The 17,807-nt window shown below is 71.0% G+C and carries 13 protein-coding genes and 1 pseudogene; 8 read left to right on the top strand and 6 right to left on the bottom strand.

Translation table 11 applies throughout. From position 1 onward, the window contains the following. Positions 1-56: 56 nt before the first annotated feature. Together IF55_RS27930 and IF55_RS27925 are read right to left on the bottom strand one after the other, a co-directional pair. Positions 57-2,087 carry an MFS transporter gene (locus IF55_RS27930; RefSeq protein WP_398245660.1) on the bottom strand — a complete coding sequence of 677 codons (2,031 nt, stop codon included), beginning with the start codon at positions 2,085-2,087 and terminating at the stop codon, positions 57-59. 231 nt (positions 2,088-2,318) lie between these two features. Further along, a complete protein-coding gene (locus IF55_RS27925) occupies positions 2,319-4,955 on the bottom strand; it encodes a hypothetical protein (RefSeq protein ID WP_030892890.1) in 2,637 nt (878 codons plus the stop codon). Positions 4,956-5,222: 267 nt separating this feature from the next. Between IF55_RS27925 and IF55_RS27920 the strand changes: the two genes are divergently transcribed. From IF55_RS27920 to IF55_RS27910, 3 genes are all read left to right on the top strand, one after another. Next, positions 5,223-6,002, top strand: coding sequence for a GOLPH3/VPS74 family protein (locus tag IF55_RS27920; protein ID WP_030892892.1), 780 nt, complete (start codon positions 5,223-5,225; stop codon positions 6,000-6,002). A 470-nt stretch (positions 6,003-6,472) separates the two neighbouring features. Next, positions 6,473-7,336, top strand: a complete 864-nt coding sequence (locus IF55_RS27915) for a helix-turn-helix domain-containing protein (protein WP_030892894.1) — start codon at positions 6,473-6,475, stop codon at positions 7,334-7,336. A gap of 191 nt (positions 7,337-7,527) precedes the next feature. Next, entirely contained in the window at positions 7,528-7,734 is a 207-nt protein-coding gene (locus IF55_RS27910) for a DUF397 domain-containing protein (protein ID WP_030892896.1), read from the top strand. 260 nt (positions 7,735-7,994) lie between these two features. Here the strand turns inward: IF55_RS27910 and IF55_RS27905 are convergent, their stop codons facing one another. Further along, positions 7,995-8,882, bottom strand: a complete 888-nt coding sequence (locus tag IF55_RS27905; protein ID WP_030892906.1) for a hypothetical protein — start codon at positions 8,880-8,882, stop codon at positions 7,995-7,997. A gap of 146 nt (positions 8,883-9,028) precedes the next feature. On the opposite strand from IF55_RS27905, the gene IF55_RS27900 reads away from it, so the two are divergent. Next, a complete protein-coding gene (locus IF55_RS27900) occupies positions 9,029-9,811 on the top strand; it encodes an SDR family oxidoreductase (protein WP_030892909.1) in 783 nt (260 codons plus the stop codon). Between the two features lie 424 nt (positions 9,812-10,235). Further along, positions 10,236-11,819, top strand: a complete 1,584-nt coding sequence (locus IF55_RS27895) for a sodium:solute symporter family protein (RefSeq protein WP_030892911.1) — start codon at positions 10,236-10,238, stop codon at positions 11,817-11,819. A gap of 331 nt (positions 11,820-12,150) precedes the next feature. On the opposite strand, the gene IF55_RS27890 is transcribed toward IF55_RS27895, so the two are convergent. From IF55_RS27890 to IF55_RS27880, 3 genes are all read right to left on the bottom strand, one after another. Further along, positions 12,151-12,690: a GNAT family N-acetyltransferase gene (locus IF55_RS27890; RefSeq protein ID WP_030892914.1), complete on the bottom strand. Its 540-nt coding sequence runs from the start codon at positions 12,688-12,690 to the stop codon at positions 12,151-12,153. 184 nt (positions 12,691-12,874) lie between these two features. Next, positions 12,875-14,089 (bottom strand): GDSL-type esterase/lipase family protein, encoded by a 1,215-nt coding sequence (locus tag IF55_RS27885; protein ID WP_030892917.1) that lies wholly within the window; start codon positions 14,087-14,089, stop codon positions 12,875-12,877. A gap of 69 nt (positions 14,090-14,158) precedes the next feature. Then, positions 14,159-14,941, bottom strand: coding sequence for a DUF998 domain-containing protein (locus tag IF55_RS27880; RefSeq protein WP_030892919.1), 783 nt, complete (start codon positions 14,939-14,941; stop codon positions 14,159-14,161). 259 nt (positions 14,942-15,200) lie between these two features. Between IF55_RS27880 and IF55_RS27875 the strand changes: the two genes are divergently transcribed. From IF55_RS27875 to IF55_RS40155, 3 genes and pseudogenes are all read left to right on the top strand, one after another. Further along, complete coding sequence (locus IF55_RS27875; RefSeq protein WP_030892921.1) at positions 15,201-15,794, top strand: TetR/AcrR family transcriptional regulator; 594 nt, start codon at positions 15,201-15,203, stop codon at positions 15,792-15,794. A gap of 536 nt (positions 15,795-16,330) precedes the next feature. Continuing rightward, on the top strand, positions 16,331-16,966 hold the full coding sequence (locus IF55_RS27870) for a hypothetical protein (protein WP_048832597.1): 636 nt from the start codon (positions 16,331-16,333) through the stop codon (positions 16,964-16,966). A 598-nt stretch (positions 16,967-17,564) separates the two neighbouring features. Then, positions 17,565-17,807: pseudogene (locus IF55_RS40155) on the top strand (IS5/IS1182 family transposase); the annotation flags it as partial.

Here is a 17,807-nt window from a genome sequence, read left to right as displayed (position 1 = left end):
GCGGCCACCGCTGCCGGAGCCGGGGCGGGCCGCGCCGGGCGGCTACGGGCCACCGGCTACGGAAGCGGCATGTTCTCCGGGCACATCGTCCCGCGCGGGAACTTGTACGGGGCGGCGATGCGGTACGTACCGGCGTGCGGCGCGTGCAGCACCGTCCACGCGTCCTTCGGCTCCCGCTTGTCCGTGGGGATCTGAACCTGTTTCGTCAGACAGCCGTTGACGTTGACGGGCGGCTCGTGATCCTTGCCCTCCTCCGGCGGCTCGACGGCCTTGCCGTCCTCGTCGACGAGGCCCAGCCACGGCGAGTACGGGATGCGGATGCGCACCGGCCCCGCGGCCCGCACCGTGATCGTCAGCTCGCCCGCGTCGGCGCGCCGCACGACCGCCGGCGGATCGGCGAGCGGCGTCGGCTCCTTCACCTCGTACAGCCTCCAGTCGGGGTTCGACCACACCTGGCGCAGATACGGCTGGCCCTCGGCGACGAGCTTCGCCTCGTCCTCGGCCGCGTTGTCCGGCTCGCCGGTCGGCAGCACCACGTAGTGCACCGCCCAGCGGCGCAGCCACTCGCGGTAGCTGGCCGAGTTCAGCATGTCCTCCTCGTAGAAGAGGGGGTTGCGCTTGCGGTCCGCCTGCCGGTTCCAGCCGCGCGCCAGATTCACGTACGGGGCGAGCGCGGACGCCTCCCGGTGGCTGCGGGCGGGCACGACCTCGACCCGGCCGCGCGCGGCGTCGACCTTCTGCAACCGGTCCACCAGCGGCGCCAGCGCACGCGCCCAGGACGCGGCGGGCGTCGTGTGGATCGCGTCGCTGATCGAGTTGGAGAGCTGCCAGGACGTCACCGTCACCAGCGCCAGGATCATCGCCGTCCACTTGCGGCCCCGGCCCGTGCGCACCAGCTCGCGAGCGGGCGGCCGCTCGGTCCCGGTCCACACCGCGACCAGCAGCACCCCGCTGAAGATCATCCCGAGCCGGGAGATGTTGGTGCCGATCTGCGAGGGGATCAGCCAGACCAGCAGCACCCCGAGGACGTACAGCGCCGACGTCATGCGCACCGTGCGCCACTGCCTCGGCACGAAGACGAACCCGAAGACGCCGGTCAGCAGCGGCAGGACCGCCGACCCGAACGACATCGGCTGCTGCCCGGAGAACGGGAACAGCCACGCGGACAGCGCGACCACCGCCACCGGGGGCAGCCCCAGCGCGTACGCCGCCGGCCGGCGCTTGCCGAGCCACAGCGCCGCCGCCACGATCCCGACGTACAGCCCGGCCACCGGGCTCGACGCCGTGGCCAGCGCCGCCAGCAGGCCCGCGAGCGCGGCCCGCGCCCACTTGTGCTCCCACTGCTCGGAGCGCCACCGCGTCGGCCACGCGAAGATCACCGCGACCGCCGCCAGCCCGAACATCACGCCGAGCCCGTATGTGACCCGGCCCGAGATCGCGTTGCAGATCAGCGCGAACGTCCCGTACAGGGCGGGCCACAGCGGCCGGCGCACCGCGCGGCTGCGCACCAGCAGCAGCGCCATCAGCCCGGCCGAGACCGTGCCCGCGATCATGATCGTGGTGCGCACGCCGAGCATGTGCATCAAGTACGGCGAGATCACGCTGTACGAGACGGGGTGCATGCCCCCGTACCAGGCGAGGTTGTACGCGGACGCCGGATACCGCCCGACGAACTCCGCCCACGCGTCCTGCGCGGCCAGGTCGCCGCCGCTGTTCGCGAAGAGCCACACCCACAGCAGGTGCAGCAGCCCGGCGGCGATCAGGGAAGCGGGGACGGGACGTACCACGAACCGCCCCACGGCGGCCCAGCGGCCACCCGCCGCGGCCGCGGACGGGGCCGACGGGGCGCCGTCCGGCTGGTCCGACCGGTCCGCCTGGTCAGGCTGGCGTGGCTGCTCTGACCGGTCCGCCTGGTCAGGTTGCTGTCGCTGGTCCGCCCGTTCCAGCCGCTCTGGCCGCTCCGCGCTGCCCGGCCGCTCCGCGCTGCCCGGCCGCTCGGCCGGGTCCGGCCGGCCCTGCGCGTCGTCGTGCGGGTCGTCGTGCGGATCGCCGGCGCTGTCCGGCCGCCTCGGCCCCACGGTGGTCACTGCTGCACTTCCCGTCTCCCCGGAGGTCTCCCCCATCTTCACGCTGTCCCGGTTCGCAGCGGTAGTAGGCGGTACGGCGGGTGGCACCGTACAGCCGTCGCGACCGTACAGGACCGCGGCCCCGCTCCCAGGAGCAGGGCCGCCGCCGCGCCGCGTGCCCGGACCCGCGCGATCCGACCGGCGCGGCCCGCCCCCGCCCGGCGGAGCCGCGGGCCCGGCCGGACCGTCCGCTCAGGAGAACCGCGTCAGCTTCGCGCCGAACGACGGCTCCGCCAGGTCCTTCTGGAGGGCCACCGGCACCTTCTGCTCGCTGGGGCCCGTACCGACCGTCAGCTCGCCGACGACCGTCCCGGCCTTCGCCGAGTGCGGCACGGCCTTGCCGCCGTTGTCCAGCGCGAGCTTGGCGTCGAGGCCGGGCCAGCCGACACCCTTCAGGTCCTTGGTCGCCACGACGGGCGTCTTGCCGCCGAGGCCGTCGTCAACGGTGCCGACGACATCGCCCTTCTTGACCATGACGGTCGAGGTCAGCGCGTCCTGCACCGCCTTGATCATCGGCTTGGTCCTGGCCAGCACGAGGTCCAGGCTGTTCTGGAGCTTGCCCGGCGCGTGCTGGTCCATCGTGGCCCCGACGATCAGCCGCTCCTTGCCGTCGATCGTCCGCTTGGCCGCCCACATCAGCGCGCCGCCGGCCGGGGAGCTGGAGCCGGTCTTGATGCCCAGCGTGCCGTAGTCCATCAGCAACTGGTTGTTGTTGTAGAGCTTGCGCGGCAACTGGGGGTCGTTCTGGACGTTGGGCGTGCCGACGATCTCACGGAAGATCGGGGCCTTCATGGCCTCCTCGGCCAGCTTCGTCTGGTCGACCGCGGTGCTCTTGGTCGAGGAGTTGAAACCGCTCGGGTCGGTGTACGTCGTGTTCGTCATGCCGAGGCGCTTGGCCTCGTCGTTCATCTTCTTGACGAACGCCTCCTCCGACTGCGCGTCCCAGCGGGCCAGCTTCCGGGCGACGTTGTTGGCCGAGGGGATCAGCAGCATCTGGAGCATCTGGTACTCGGTGTACTGCTCGCCCTGCTTCACCGGCTCCACGGACTCGTCCTGGGACTTGCCCTCCTTCTCCGCCTGCGCGTCGATCGTGATCTTCGGGCCCTTCGCCCCCTTCTTGAGGGGGTGGTCCCGGAGGATCAGATGCGCCGTCATGGCCTTGGCGACGCTCGCCGTCGGCACCGGCTTCTGCGGGCCGAACGTGCCGATGTCGCCCACGCCCACCACCTTCGCGGCGGCCTGCCCCTGGTCGGGCCACGGCATCTGGAACTTCTCGCCGCCGAACGTATACGCCTTCTTCGCCCCGAGGCTCAGCGTCGGGTCCGGCAGCGGGCGCACCTCCTGGACCACGCAGAAGACGATGAGCAGCAGGATGACCAGCGGCGTCCAGATCTTGAACCGCCGCACCACGGTGCGCACCGGCGTCTCCGGCGGCGGCGGCGTGTTCGTGAGCTGCGCCAGCAGGTCCAGCGGCATCTGCTGACCGCCGCCCGGGGCCTCGCCGGGCGGCAGCGGCTGCTGCGTCGTCCGCTCGGACGGCGGCATCGTCTGCCCCGCCCCGGCCTGGGCGGCACCGGCCTGACCGGCTCCGGCCTGCGGCTGGGCGGGGGCGGCCTGGGCCGCGGCGGGCTGCGGCGGTACGGACGCGGGCACGGGCGGTACGGGCTTGGCCTGCGCGGGCTTCACGGGCGGCGCGTCCGCGGACCTCAGCGGTACGAACTGGCTCGTGCGCTCGGAGTCGGACTCGGCCGCGGGCGTGGGCGCGGTTCCGGACGCGGCCGGCGCGGCGCTGTCCTGGTCCTTCCCCTTGCCCTTGTCCTTATTGTCTTTGGTACCGGCGCCGCCTTCGGGGGCGTCGGTCTTGGCGCCGCCCACGGGGCCCAGTGTCTTGAGGGTGGTCGTCGTACGGTCGAGGGGCCGCCTCAGCGTCGCCGTCGGCCGGTCCTTGGGCGCGGTCTCCTCGGAGCCCTTGGCGCCCTTGGGGCCTTCGGGGTCTTCAGAGCCTTCTGAGTCGCCCTTCGGCTTGTCCGGCCGGCCCGGTTCGTCGGACCGCAGGGTGTTGAACACGGCCGTCGGCCGGTCGAAGCCCTCGGTCTGCTGCTCAGCCTGCTTCTCGGCCTTCTTCTCGGCCTTGTCGGCGGCGGAACCTTCCTCTTCCTTGCCCGCCGCTCCCTTGCCGGCCTCTTCCTTCTGCCCCTCGGCCCGCTCGGGGTGCTCGGGGTGCTCGGGGTCCTCGCCCTCGGCGCCCGCGCTGGCGACCCAGGCCGCGACGGCGGCGCGCAGCCGCGCGTCACGGGGCGGAGCGCCCTCGCCCCGGCCTGGCGCAGCGTCAGCCGCTGTGCCCGCCTCGTCGCCGGATGCCGCCCCGGCGGAACCGCCCGAGGCCGAGCCGGACGACGAGCCCGAGGACGCGCCCGTACCCGAGAACGCGCCCGTACCCGAGGACGCGCCCGCATCCGGGGACGGGCCCGACGGACCGTCCGCCGCCGCGGGCTTTGCACCCGTAACGCCCTCGGCCTCCTCGGACGCGGGCCCGGTTCCAGCCGCGTCGTCCCGCCCGGCCGCCGGGCGCGCCCCGCCCGGCTCCTCGGGAGCCGTGCCGTGCTCCTCGTCCGCGCCCGCCCCGGCCGGCCCCTGGGCCGCCGCGGGCCCGGCGTCAGCCGTGGACCCCGCTTTCGCCCCCGTCCCGGAATCCATCCCGGAATCCGCCCCGGAACCCGACTCGGAGTCCGACGCCCGGAACACCGCGACCCTCGGGTCGCGTGCGCCCGGATCGGTCTCCCCCGACGACTTCCGCTGCTCCGACCTGTCGGGGGACTCGCCCGCCACCGATGCCTCCTCGAAGTACCTCGCGATATGCCTCGCGGGACGCCCGACGCCCGATCGCGTCCACGTCCCGCGGGCCAACCGTGTTGAATGTCTACCAGTGTCCTGTGTCGCCGCCGCAGCTTCGTGCAGCCGCACCGCCGGAGGGCGTCGCCCCCCTGCTAGACGAGAACGACATACCTACCGGTTCCCTCCCGAAGCAACCACGCGCTCTCGACAGATGAATGTGAGAGGGGTCACCCTGTCATTCATCCACGCGGGGAGGCATGGATGGGCAGGAGCCGCAGAACAATTCCGGAGGAGCTTCTGCTGCTCGCCTTGGACCCGGCCACGGGTACCACGGCGCAGCCGCAGTCGCTCGACCTCGGCCTCGCCGGGGCCCAGCTAGTAGAGCTGGCTCTGGCAGGACGGATAGCCCCAGACGGGGATCGTATCGCCGTGGTGATGCCGCGGCCGACAGGAGATCCGACTTTGGACTCCGCGCTCGAACTGCTGCGCCGACGCGGCAGCCCGGTGCGCGCGGTCCACTGGATCGGCGGGCCCAGGCTGGGGCTCCGCCAGACGTATCTCACGCATCTGGAGCGGTGCGGCATGGTCCATGCCGTCGCGGGCCAGATGTGCGGGGTGCTGCCGACGACGCGCTATCAGGCGACGGAGACGGCCATAAGCCGGGAAATCAGGGCCCGGCTGGACAGCGCGATCCGCACCGGCGTGCCGCCGGACCCGCGGACCGCGGCGCTCGCCGCGCTGGCCCACGCGGTCGGTCTCGGCAAGCACCTCTACCCCGGGAACGAGGGGCGTTCGTCGCGCTCCCGGCTCCGGGACCTCATCCGGCACGACCCGATGGGCGGGCTCGTGGCGCACGCCGTCATGGATGTGCAGAACGGGGTCGCCGCCCAGCCGCGGCGCGCACCGGCCACGAGCGGCGCGGGCGGCGGCGCACCCGGCGCCTCCGGGCGCCAGCCGGCCGGCCGGGCCGCGGCGGAACCCGCCGGGGTCGGCCTCCAGACGGCGCACCGCGGGGCCATGGCCCGCGTCGGGGCCCGCTGAGGTCCCTGAGGTCCCGCTGGGTCCGCAGAGGCCCACAGTGGCCGCATCAGTCGCACCAGCCGTAACAGCCATAACAGCCGTACCGACAGCACCTGACAGCACTGACAGCCCGACAGACAGCACCGTCACGACCACATCTGACAGGACCGCGTCTGACACGACCGCGTCTGACACGACCGCACCCGATACGACCGACAGCATCCAGCAGTATCCGTTCCACCGACCGCACCGCAGTCCCCCGGGACCCGGTTCGGGAGCCTCATCCAGCGCGCGGGGTGGTGGGCCGGCCGCCCCGGACGACGGCCGCCCGCCACCCCGCGCGCGTCTGCACGGATGCGTACGCGCGGATACCGCATCCGCACTCCGTGTGGCCATTTCCCAGCGCGGCGGCCGGGAATGGTGGCAGGCTGCCGAGCAGGAGATAACAGCAGCAGGAGATATCAGCAGTACGGAGCCGGAGGTGCGTCCCCGTGGCGTCCAGTGTCAATCCCACCGTCCGCCGACGCCGGTTGGGCCAGGAGCTGCGCAGGCTGCGCGAGGAGAAGGGCATGACGGCGGAGGAGGTCGCCGACCGTCTGCTGGTCTCCCAGTCGAAGATCAGCCGCCTGGAGAACGGCCGCCGCAGCATCAGCCAGCGCGATGTGCGGGACCTCTGCGGGGTCTACGAGGTCCAGGACCAGCATCTGGTCGAGTCGCTGATGCAAATGGCCAAGGAGTCCCGGCAGCAGGGCTGGTGGCACGCGTTCGGCACGCTCTCCCCCACGTACAGCGTCTACATCGGCCTGGAGGCGGACGCGATCTCGGTGCGCAACTACGAGTCGCTCATCGTGCCCGGCCTGCTCCAGACCCCGCAGTACGCGGAGTCGGTGATCCGCGGCATGTGGCCCGAAGCATCGATGGACGACGTCGAGAACCGGGTCGGCGTGCGGCTGCGCCGCCAGGACCGGCTGCACGCGAAGGAGAAGCCGCTGCGCTTCTGGGCCGTCCTGGACGAGTCGGCGCTGCGGCGCGTCGTCGGCGACCGGCAGACGATGCGCGAGCAGTTGGAGCGGCTCATCGAATTGAGCCACATGCCGCATGTGACGCTCCAGATCCTCCCGTACTCCGTCGGCTCGCACCCCGGCATGACGGGCACGTTCTCCGTCCTCGAATTCGACGATCCCTCGGACTCGACCACCGTCTATATCGAGGGCGTGACGAGCGACCTCTATCTGGAGAAGCACTCGGACGTACAGAAATACGGCGTGATGTACGAGCACCTGCGGGCGCAGGCGCTGAACGCGGACGAGACGCGGAAATTCATCCAGGACGTGATCAAGGAATACGCGCTCTGAGGGGCTCCGGAGGGGCCCGGCGGGCGAAGGGCCGTACGGTACACCCTTGCCTCCGGGGCATGGAAGACCCGGCTGACATATGCCATCCGGTCGGGTGAACTCCTCTGCACTCCAGCGATGTTGCGGCGTAGCGTCATCTGCACGTCGAGAAGCGACAGCTTCTCATTGAACTGCAATTTCGCGGAGTGAACATGAAGCAGTCGCACAACGCCCAGCCCATGTGGCGGAAGTCGTCCTACTCCGGTGTGAACGGAAACTGCGTGGAGGTGGCGACCCCCCTGCCCCGGTCCATCGACGTCCGCGACTCCAAGGACCCGCAGGGCCCCGTTCTCACCTTCACCTCCGAGGCCTGGTCCGCCTTCCTCGGCACCGTCGACGAAGGCGCGTACGACCTCTGAGTACGGGTTCCGTCCTCCAGCACCACCGCGGCAGCACGATTCCGCGATAACGCGCAACAGCAACTCGCATATCAGTAATCCGCACCATCAAGGCCGCACGATCGAACATCGCGCGGCAGCGATCCGCACCACCGCAGAGAGCCCTCTCGACTGGTCCGCCGTCCCGGCCGAGGGGGCTCGGCCGTGCCCGCATCGCACCACCCGGCGGGGCACGGCCGCGCGGGGGCGCCGCCCCTCCTGGCTGTCCGAACCCGCCGTCGCTACCGGAGCCGGTCCACGTACCGGTCCGTGCCGGGGACCGTGGGTATGAAGGGCGCGACGAGTTCCACCCGCGCGCCGAGCCCGGCCGCGGCCACCTCGGCGCCCAGCCCGTCGAAGTGCCCGGCCCAGCACTCGCGCGGGTCGCGCTCCAGGAACCACAGCACGGTGAGCCGGGTGTCGACGCCCTCGACCTGCTTCACGTACGACATCCGGTCGCCGGGCAGCGGCGTCGGCCGGAAGACGGTCGCCATCGCGGCCGGGGACCCGGCCAGCCGCTTCGGCAGATGGTCGGCGGTCAGCCAGCGCAGGAGCCCGGCCCGCTGCCCGGCCTCGGCCGCATCGACGACCTCCATGACGAGCCCGGCGTACGGGTGGTCGAGCGCGTGGAAGTCCCGCGGCCCCTCGGCGCCGTCCCGGTACACGGTCGCCTCGTGGTCCTGGAAGGCCGTGAAGACGTGCGTACGGTCCTGGTACACCCGGCCGTCGCGATTCAGCCGTTTGTTGATGCCGACGGTCCACCGCATGTGGTCGGCGTAGCGGCCCTCGGTGATCCAGTAGGTGGAGAGGTAGCAGCCGGCGGTGACGGGACTGGCGACGGCCGATTGGCTCGGGTAGCGCAGGAGCTGGAGATCGCGGGTGGCGACCCAGCGGCGGCCCGCGTAGATCCAGGGCATCGCCATCGCCCCGGCGATGTAGTGGTCGTCCTCGTACCAGCGGTTGTAGGCGTGCTCGTGGCCCGGGTGGGGCTCGACCATGGTGATCAGGGCGTGGCCGGGGCGTACGCCGTACGGGCCGGTGGAGGCGAGCTGTCCGTAGAGCTCCCCGCTGGTGCTGGTGCTGGTGTTGGTGCCGTCGGCTTCCTGGGCGTCACTGGTGTCATCTGTCATGGCTCAGCTATAGCTGATGGGCCGTCAGTTGTGGATGGGCGCGGCTGACTGGAGGGCGCTTCGCCCCCTGCCATTCCCGGCTCGGCCCCGCTAGCCTGACTACCCGTCACATCGCACGTCGTGAGCCGACGAGTCGGGAGGCAGTCATGCCGCTGAGCGGGAAGTCCGTCGTGATCTGCGGCGTCGGCGCCGGCCTCGGCCACCAGGTGGCGGCGGCCTGCGTGCGCGACGGGGCCACCGTCACGCTCGGCGCGCGCACGGAGTCCCAACTGGCCAAATGCGCGGACGAGGTGGACCCGGACGGCGCGCGCAGCGCCTGGCGGGCGACGGACGTGGCGGACGAGGAGCAGTGCGCGGCGCTCGCGGCGCTGGCCGTGGAGCGGTTCGGCTCCATAGACGCCGTCGTCCATGTCGCGGCCCTCGACAGCCACTTCGGCGGCCTGGAGGACGCCGACTTCGACGCCTGGCAGCGCGTGCTCGACGTGAACCTGCTCGGCGCGCTGCGCATGACCCGCGCCTGCCTGCCCGCGCTCAAGGAGCACGGCGGCTCGGTCGTACTCATCGGCACCCAGTCGTCGGTCGCGGCCCCCAGCGAGGTGCGGCAGGCCGCGTACGCCGCCTCGAAGGGCGCGCTCGTCTCGGCCATGTACTCGCTCGCCCGCGAGCTGGGGCCGCACCGTATTCGGGTGAACACCGTGCAGCCCGGCTGGATGTGGGGCCCGCCGGTACGCGCGTACGTACGGCACGCGGCGCTCACCGAGGGCGTCCCGGAGGCCGAGGTGCTGCGGCGGCTGGCCAGCCGTATGGCGCTGCCGGAGCTGGCGACGGACGGGGACGTGGCGGAGGCCGCGGCGTTCCTGGCCTCGGACCGGGCGCGCGCGATCACCGGCCAGTCGCTGCTGGTCAACGCCGGCGAACTGATGCGCTGACACCTGCCGATCGGCAGCCCCTTTCACTTCACGAGTTCCACTTCCCCTTCCCGAGTCCCCCTTCACGAGATTCGTTGCGCGAGACCCCTTTCACGAGGTTCGTTGCGCGAGTTCGTTGCGTGCGACGGTCGTAACGCCGCCGCGCGGTCGGCCGGTTGACGGATGCCCACTGACGAAGTGCCCGCCCATCGTGTGGCCGGGGTCACGTTCGGGACAACGCCCCAGAAGGTCAAGAGCGAGCAAAATCGTTCTGCTTGCTGATCTGCGTTCACATTCCTGACCGTGAGCACCCTTGACCGGCCGCCAGGACAGGCGGTTCAATCCCGGAAGTCCCCGGTCCCACACGGGGGCGCCGCCTCTACGGACGTAACGGACGTACTGACGAAGCGCGTTCCCGTTCACAAGGCGGACCCCTGGAGGGGGCATGAACAGTCTCGACTGGGCCGTGCTCATCGGCTACTTCGGTGTGATGGTCGCGATCGGCGTCTGGTCCCACAAGCGCGTGGGCGACGTCAGCGACTTCTTCACCGCCGGCGGCAAGATGCCGTGGTGGCTGTCCGGCATCTCGCACCACATGTCCGGCTACAGCGCCGTGATGTTCACCGGCTACGCCGGCATCTCCTATACGTACGGCATCACGTCCTTCGTCACCTGGTCGCTCCCGATCGCCGTCGGCATCGCCATCGGCGCCAACCTCTTCGCGCCCCGCCTCAACCGGCTGCGCTCGCGGCTGCGCGTCGCCTCGCCGCTCGAATACCTCAAGAACCGCTACAACCTGCCCACCCAGCAGGCGCTCGCCTGGTCGGGCGTGCTGCTGAAGATCGTGGACGTGGGCGCCAAGTGGGCCGCCATCGCGACGCTGCTGTCCGTCTTCACCGGGGCCTCCCTCAACCAGGGAATCCTCATCACCGGCGTCATCACGGCCGTCTACTGCACGGTCGGCGGCCTGTGGGCGGACGCGCTGACGGAACTGGGGCAGTTCATCATCCAGTTGCTGGCCGGGGTCGCGATGCTCGTCACCGTGCTGACGAAGATCGGCGGGTTCAGCGGGCTGTGGACCGTATGGGACAGGCTCCCGGCCGGCCACACCCACCCGACGGCGGGCCCGTACACGGTGACGTTCCTCCTCGCGTACCTCTTCATCAAGACCTTCGAGTACAACGGCGGCATGTGGAACCAGGCGCAGCGCTACATGGCCACTTCCAGCGCCCACGCGGCCAGGCGCTCCGCCTGGCTGTCGTCGGTGCTGTGGCTCGTGTGGCCGGTGGTGCTCTTCTTCCCGATGTGGGTCGCGCCGCTCCTCGTCCACGCCAAGAAGCCGGACGCCTCGGACTCCTACGCGCTGCTCACCGAGCAACTGCTGCCGCACGGACTGCTCGGCCTCGTGGTCGTCGGCTTCTTCTCCCACACGATGGCGATGTGCTCCTCCGACGCCAACGCCATCGCGGCCGTCTTCACCCGCGACATCGCGCCCGTCATCTCCCGCCGCGCCCGGCAGTGGACGTCGCGGAGCGGTCTGATCGCGGCGCGCGTGACCACGGTGTCGTTCCTGGCCCTGTCCATGGCCATCGCGACCCAGGTCAACTCCCCCGCCTTCAAGGACATCATCACCGTCGTCATCAAGTGGGTGGCCGGCCTCATGGGCCCCATCGCCATCCCCTTCATGCTCGGCCTCCTGCGCCCCTTCCGTAAATCCGGCCCCACCGCCGCCCTCGTGAGCTGGGCCATCGGCCTCTTCGGCTTCTGGCTCACCAACTACGGCATCGACGGCCTCTCCCTCCAGGTCCAGATCGTGACCCCCGTCGCCACCTCCCTGGTCCTCTTCATCCTCATCGGCTTCATCCGGCCGGAAGCCACCCCGGAGCGCGACGCCATCATCGCCAAGATCAACACCGACGGGGACGGGGATGGGGGCGGGGGTGGGACCGGGGCTGCGGGCGCGGCCGCGACGGCCGCCGGGCCTGAGGGGGACGGCGCGGGGCGGAGGGTGGCCAGGACTTCGGAGTAGGCCCTTGTACGGGCGGGGGTGCGTACGGGAGTGCGGGAGGGGGCGTACGGGCGGGGGTACGGGGGTGCGTACGGGCGTGAGGGCGCGGGGATGCGGGCGGGAGCGCGTACGGGCGTAGGGGCGAGGGGTACGGGCTGGAGGGCGCGGGGGTGCGGGGGTGCGGGGCTTCGGGAAGGCCGACCGACCTGGCGAACTGCGCCGGCCCGCGGGCGTGGCGGGCCCGACGGCCTGCGGCTCAAACGGGCGGCGGGGCCGAGGGCCCGCGGCTCAAGCGGGCGGCGGGGGCGGGGGCCTGTGGCTAAAACGGGCGGCGCGGCCGAGGGCCCGCGGCTCAAGCGGGCGGCGTGGGCGGGGGACGCAGGCCGAGCCACTGCTCGGCGTCCCAGGCCTGGAACCGTTCCACTTCGGTGAATCCGAGCTTGGCGGCGAGGCGCATCGAGCTGACGTTGGCGGACTGGGTGGTGAGCACCACGGGTTCGCCGGGCAGGACCCCGTCGAGCCAGTCGAGCGCCGCCGCACACGCCTCGGCGGCGTACCCGAGCCCCCAGGCCCGCGGCAGGAACAGATAGCCGAGGTCCACCTTGCCCACGGCAGCCGGGCGACGGTGCTCCGTCGCCCTTCGGAGCAGGATCTGCCCGATCATCGCCCCGTCCAGCTCGACGACGAAGCTCCCGGGCCACCGCTCGGGCACCGCCGGCAACTCCCGCTCAAGCTCATCGCGCGGGCGCGCGCCACCGAGGTAGACATGCGCCTCCGGCGACGCCAGCAGCTCGACGAACGCCGCCCGGTCCCGAGCCTCCGGCCCCCGCAGCACAAGCCTCGCGGTCTTGATCGGCTCAGGCGGCCAGGCGACAGATCCCAATTCCGACATCCGCGCACCCTAACACCCGCCCCCAAGCCCTCATTTGGCCCCGCCGACCCACCACCCAAGCCCGGTCCCGGGCCGGTCCGCTGGTACTCCGCTCCCGGGCTCCTTCTGCGACAGGACGGGCTGACGGCTTACAGCCGGCTGCACGTCCGGGGACAGGGGCAACGGCTCGAAACGAAACGGGGGGTCAGTCGAACAGGGAGAGGTCGATGGATTCCGCGAGGGCGGCGTAGCCGGCGTCGTTGCCGTGGAGGTGGTCTCCCATGTGCAGGTCGTCGTGGATGCGACTGGGGTCGGCGGGGTCGCGCCAGACGGCGTCGAAGTCGAGGACCGCGTCGAAGGCTCCGCTCGTGCGGATCCAGTCGTTGATCTGTTCGCGCGCCTTGTCGCCCTCGGGGGTGTACAGGTCCGAGCCGCCGTAGGGTGCGATGGTCGCGGCGTAGACCTTCGCGCCGTGGGCGCGGGCGCGAGCGGCGGCCTGGAGGTGGGCGGCGATGATGTCGTCCACGCCGACGGGCTCGCCGGGGAACATCGCGAGGAAGGCTGCGGTCTCCTCGTTGCGCGGGGCGAAGGAGAAGACGAGGTCGTTGCCCACGGCGATCACCACATGCCCCAGGCCGGGGGTGGCGAGGATGTCGCGGTCGAAGCGTGCGAGGGCGGCGGTGCCGATGCCGTCGGTGAGCAGGCGGTTGCCGCCGATTCCCTGGTTGACCACGCAGCGGGTTGGGCTGTCGTGCGCGTGCAGGCGTTCGGCGAGCCGGTCGGTCCAGCGCCGGTCGGCGCCGGGGGTGGATCCGATGCCGTCGACGCGGGAGTCGCCGAGCACGGCGATGGCCCGGGTAGGGGTGTCGGGCTGTACTTCCACCGCGGTGATCAGGGCTTGCGCCGGCAGCGGAGCGGCTTCCGTGGGCAGCGCGGCGCGCGTGGTCGCGTCGCCGGGTATGAGCCGGCCGAACGTGTGGAAGGTGCCGTGGCACGTGGCGGTGTCCACGCGGCCGGGCAGGTAGAGGCCGATGGCCAGCCGTGACAGTGCGGGGACGGACAGGTCGACGGGGTCGCTGAGGGCTGGTGCGCCCGCCGGTACGGTGACGGTCGACTGGCGGCCGAACGTGATCGCGCGAATGCTGCTGTCCTGGATCGCGCCGTCGGCGTCCGCGAGGGCGACGCTGGCGGCGCCGACGGTCAGTGGCGCGGTGGCGTACTCGTTGCTGATGCGGATACGCACGTGGTGTCCGCCGCCGCTGATGCGGACGACTTGCCGCAGGGTCGCGTTCTCGAAGGGTTCGAGGGAGCTGACGGAGTTGTCCGGGGCCTGCGGGGCCGCGCCCCAGGTGCGCACCCACGCGGCTGCGGCGGGGGCGGGATGGTTCAGGCTCGCGGGGGTGGTGAGGGTGCTGTTCATGGTCGTGGTCCTTGGGGTGCGGAGTTCACGGCTGGTGCTGTGCGTCGGTGGTGTTCGCCGGGGGCGAGGTCAGCTCGCCGTGCCTGCGGTGATGGACGGCGGTTCGGCGCAGATGTTGTCGCGCTTGCAGATCGCTGCTCCGGCGCACGCGAGGCCGATGAGGAACGGGTGGACGGCGCCGCGTTCGATGAGGCCGATGATCCCGATGGCGTTGTCGCCGGAAGTCATGATCATGGCGAGGTAGAGCAGCATCGAGATCAGACCGATCACGCCGACGGTGATCAACGCTCGGCCCATGCGGGCGGGGACGCCGATGCGCTGCCAGCGGCCTCCGAGGACGATGGCCAGCACGTTGCCGCCGGTGAACCCGGCGAAGGCGCCCATGCTGTGGTACTGGCCGGTGCCGTCTTCAAGGGCCTCGCCCGATCCGGGATACAGCGCGAGCAGCACGCCGCCGACAGCCAGCAGCGCGGCGGGGACGAGCACGGCCCACCGGCGCCCGTGTGCCAGGTCCCGCAAAGTGGCCACTCCGGCCAGGATGGCGATCCCGAAGAGAAGGAATCCGGCGTTCATCACCCAGGCCAGCGGCGAGTACATGTACTGGCCGAACAGGGTCGACGGCCCGTGGACGCCCAGGTCGCTGATGAAGTGGTGGGTGTAGCTGTAGGCGGGATCGGTCCACGCCGCGGCGGAGATGAACTCCCCCAGCAGGAAGATCACCGGTCCGGCGATCAGCAGCGCTCCCGCCACGCGGCGCTGAGGCTGGGGTCCGCCCGCGTCGCTGTGCTCCTGCGCGTTCGTCGGTGGCTTCGTGCGGCGTGCGGTGGAGCGCACGGTCGTGTCTTTGGTCATCGGCGTCGTCTTTCTGGTGCAGGGCCGGGCGCTGACGCGCGGCGTTCGTGCCGGCGGGCGGCGGGCGGCAGGCGACTGGTGGCAGGCGGCAGACAACAGGCGGCAGGCGGACGCTCCGGCCTCGGGGGCGAGGAGCGGCGGCGCAAAGGTCTGCCGTCGGAGCGCCCACTGCCGGGCACTTTCGCTTCACTCGAACTCTAACTACATCGAATATAGTTTTACAACCGATGGAGAGAGTGCCCGAGGGTAGAGTGGGGACATGGTGGATTCAGTGCCCGTGGGGCGTCGTGAGCGCAAGAAGGCCGCTACGAGGGCGGCGATCCTGGACGCGGCGACGGCACTCTTCCTCGACCGCGGCTTCGATGCCGTGACGGTGCGCGAGATCGCGGACAAGGCGGATGTGACACCCAAGACGGTCTTCACGCACTTCCCGCACAAGGAAGCGCTCGTCTTCAGTGACGAGGACGAACGGCACGAGCGGCTCATCGCCGCGGTGCGGGACCGCGCGCCGGGGACCTCGGTCTCCGATGCGCTGAAGGCTCATTACCTCGCCGAGATCGCCGCGCTGACGACCGAGCCGCAGAGCCAGATCCTTGCGCTGATGAACGGCACGCCGTCCCTGATCGACTACGCGGAGAAGATGTGGCTACGCCACGAGGACGCGCTGGTCGCCACGCTCACCGAGGAGTTCGGACTCGACGAGCCGAGTGACGAGATCCGCTTCTACGTACGCTTCGCGCTGCAGATCCAGCTCATGGCTACGCGTGAGGCGGACCCGGAATCGTCCGTGGCCGCCGGTTTCCGGTTCCTCGACCAGGGCTGGGCGCACCACATCGAGGGCCGACGCTCATAGTTCCGTACGGCTTGGACGCGATGGCAGTCGCCTGACCAACCGAAGAGGGGCCTGCGAGAGGAGCCGGGCAGGCGGCCGCGGAACTGCCCGAAGGCATACCAGCCCGACGTCCGCCCCGGTGTGATCAGGTTCCCTTCTGCGCGGTCGATGACTTTGCTCTGCAGGGCTGGGTGCCCCAGGGTGCCGGGGCTGATGGTGATCGTCTGCGGTTGTGCGAGCTCAGCGGTGGGTGGGACGTCGTGGTGGCGACAGCCCCGTATGAGCACATAACCCACCACAGCCCCAGTCGCACCGACCGCGCCTGCCGCAGAACCCATCTCCCACGCCGAACCCCCTCGAACAGCCCCCGGAAACGACAGAGATCCCGACCGATCATGAAGATCGGCGGGATCTCGTCAACCGCTCCCGAGCGAACTCGAAAACAGTCGTTCCGCCGGGCCCGGCCGGGACGGCCGGAGAGTTCCTGGCGCCAGGGCGGTGGGCCGCCCGCGGGACGTACGAGGGCGGCCAGCGACGACCGAAAACGATCATCACCGGTGACGGCGGACCCGCCCCGACGAGGCCTCAGGTCGCTTTCCTCGAACAACTACACGCCCTCCGGCGACTTCAAGATCGACCCCTCCTCGCTGCGCACCGCGGAGAAGTCCATGCTCACGGAGGCCAAGGGCGGCGTCGAGAAGTACGAAGAGGTCCGCAAGAAGGTCATGGCCGTCAAGGGCACCGTCTTCGGGCAGGGCGCCCAGACCAAGGTGACGAAGGGGGAGATGCACACCTCCCTCGCGTCCGGGTACGACCCGAGCGCCGGGAAGCACACCCGCCCGAACCCGTTCGCCGAGTCCGCCGAGAAGTTCGCCGCGGACATCAACCCGGCCCAGGAACGCGCCCTCCTCCAGGTCGGCTCCGCCCTGGAGAAGCTGGGCGAGTACATCGCCCTCCTCAACCACTCCGGACAGGCCTACGGACACACTGACCGGAAGTCCAACTTCCCGGCGCCGCCCGCCAAGTGGCCCGGCACCGTAGGCCGCAGCCCCATTCCGCCCGTACGCGGCATCGGACAGCGCACGACTGAAGCCATCGACCAGTACCAAACGAGCCGCGCCTGTTGCCCTGGTCTTGGCCCAGTACACCCAGCGAACGCCACTGTCCACCAGGGGACCCGCGCCCCCGCCTGACCTGCCGTGCGAACCACAGCGAACACCCCTGCACGGCCATGCGCACAGTTGTGGAGCGCCCGGACCGACTACCTGGCGGCCCCTCCACTGCGGCACCGCCTCGTAGACCCGCGCGACGCCACACCACTCCCACCCGACGACAACCAAGCGGCGGCTGCACTGCAACTCGGCTGCCGTCAGGACCAACTACCGCGCTATGTGCGCGGGGGGGGAAGCCCCAACTACCCCAAGCCGCACACGCTGGCAGCCAACTGGACAGCAGAGCGCCCGAGCCTCGATGCGGGAAGCCGCCCGTGCCGGGCCCCCACCTTCCCTTCCCTCACCGATCCCCAAGTGACGAGGCAGAGTGCTCTCAGTGGGGTGCTCTGCGAGTCGTCGTTGCCGTTTGTCCGGTTTGAGGGACCGTGGTTGACCGCTTTTGCCGTGTGCTGGAGACGTGGTCAGGCGGCAGCCGTACCCGAGCGATCTGTCGGATGAGGCATGAGAGTTGGTCCGGCCGTGGCGCGACGACCGCACTGACCAGGTGTGCCGGCCACGACCTGCTGCACCAGCAGGTGCGCGAGAGCCGCGGCCGCCGTGAGGCCCGTCCGCGATCGTGATGGACAGCCAGACCCTGCATGCCTCGGACAACGCGCCGAAGACGACGACCGGGCGAGTCCAGGCAACAAGAGCCGGGGCGCAAGCGGGCATCGCCACCGACATCCCCTGCCTGCTCATCGCGGTGATCGCGGTCGCCGCGAGCCGCGCGACGACACATCGGGATCGCGCTGGTGGACCAGGTCGCCGCGGACACCCGTCCGTGACGAAGGGGCGGTTGACGCCGGGTTCAAGAACGCGGTCA

The sequence above is a fragment of the Streptomyces varsoviensis genome, from assembly GCF_000718635.1.
GTDB classification, from domain to species: domain Bacteria; phylum Actinomycetota; class Actinomycetes; order Streptomycetales; family Streptomycetaceae; genus Streptomyces; species Streptomyces varsoviensis.
The sequence above is the reverse complement of the archived record's forward strand: the minus strand, read 5'-3'. Positions and strand labels throughout refer to the sequence as shown.

Bases quoted from the DNA above. Each gene is read 5' to 3' on its own strand.
- IF55_RS27875 (WP_030892921.1), top strand. From the start codon at position 15,201: ATGGTGGATTCAGTGCCCGTGGGGCGTCGTGAGCGCAAGAAGGCCGCT.
- IF55_RS27910 (WP_030892896.1), top strand. From the start codon at position 7,528: ATGAAGCAGTCGCACAACGCCCAGCCCATGTGGCGGAAGTCGTCCTAC.
- IF55_RS27895 (WP_030892911.1), top strand. From the start codon at position 10,236: ATGAACAGTCTCGACTGGGCCGTGCTCATCGGCTACTTCGGTGTGATG.
- IF55_RS27900 (WP_030892909.1), top strand. From the start codon at position 9,029: ATGCCGCTGAGCGGGAAGTCCGTCGTGATCTGCGGCGTCGGCGCCGGC.
- IF55_RS27890 (WP_030892914.1), bottom strand. From the start codon at position 12,690: ATGTCGGAATTGGGATCTGTCGCCTGGCCGCCTGAGCCGATCAAGACC.
- IF55_RS27905 (WP_030892906.1), bottom strand. From the start codon at position 8,882: ATGACAGATGACACCAGTGACGCCCAGGAAGCCGACGGCACCAACACC.
- IF55_RS27920 (WP_030892892.1), top strand. From the start codon at position 5,223: ATGGGCAGGAGCCGCAGAACAATTCCGGAGGAGCTTCTGCTGCTCGCC.
- IF55_RS27880 (WP_030892919.1), bottom strand. From the start codon at position 14,941: ATGACCAAAGACACGACCGTGCGCTCCACCGCACGCCGCACGAAGCCA.
- IF55_RS27885 (WP_030892917.1), bottom strand. From the start codon at position 14,089: ATGAACAGCACCCTCACCACCCCCGCGAGCCTGAACCATCCCGCCCCC.